The sequence below is a fragment of the Pseudarthrobacter sp. CC12 genome, assembly GCF_039907755.1.
GTDB classification, from domain to species: domain Bacteria; phylum Actinomycetota; class Actinomycetes; order Actinomycetales; family Micrococcaceae; genus Arthrobacter; species Arthrobacter niigatensis.
This window is the reverse complement of sequence record NZ_JARDJH010000103.1, coordinates 1-599: the sequence shown is the minus strand read 5'-3', so window position 1 is coordinate 599 and position 599 is coordinate 1. Positions and strand designations below refer to the sequence as shown.

Sequence of the window (599 nt, the reverse complement as noted above, 5' to 3'; positions counted from 1 at the left end):
GCCTACAAAGCCGCCACCGAATTCAAGGGCAAACCCACCGTCATCCTCGCCCACACCGTCAAGGGCTACGGCCTCGGACCGCACTTCGAGGGCCGCAACGCGACACACCAGATGAAGAAGCTCACGGTGGCGGATCTTAAGGACTTCAGGGATTACCTGCGCATTCCCATTTCGGATGAACAACTCGACGCCGACCCGTACCGGCCTCCCTACTACCACCCGGGCTTCGATGCACCCGAGATCGCCTACCTTCTTGAACGGCGGAGCGCATTGGGCGGCTTTGTTCCCGAACGCCGCGGCGGAGACGGGTCTGTTGATCTTCCGGAGGCCAAGTCCTACGAGGTGGCCAAGCGTGGCTCGGGCAAGCAGATGGCCGCAACCACCATGTCTTTCGTGCGCCTGCTCAAGGATCTGCTCCGCGACAAGAAGTTCGGGAACCGGATTGTGCCCATCGTGCCGGATGAGTCACGCACGTTTGGCATGGATGCGTTCTTCCCCACCGCGAAGATCTACAGCCCGGCCGGGCAGAACTACCTGTCGGTGGACCGGGACCTGGTCCTGGCCTACAAGGAATCCCCCGCCGGGCAGCTGATCCACCC

Annotated in this window: 1 pseudogene; it reads left to right on the top strand. The window is 62.4% G+C overall.

Annotated features, from left to right (window positions below):
- Positions 1-599 (top strand): annotated as a pseudogene (locus tag PV772_RS23045) (pyruvate dehydrogenase (acetyl-transferring), homodimeric type); the annotation flags it as partial.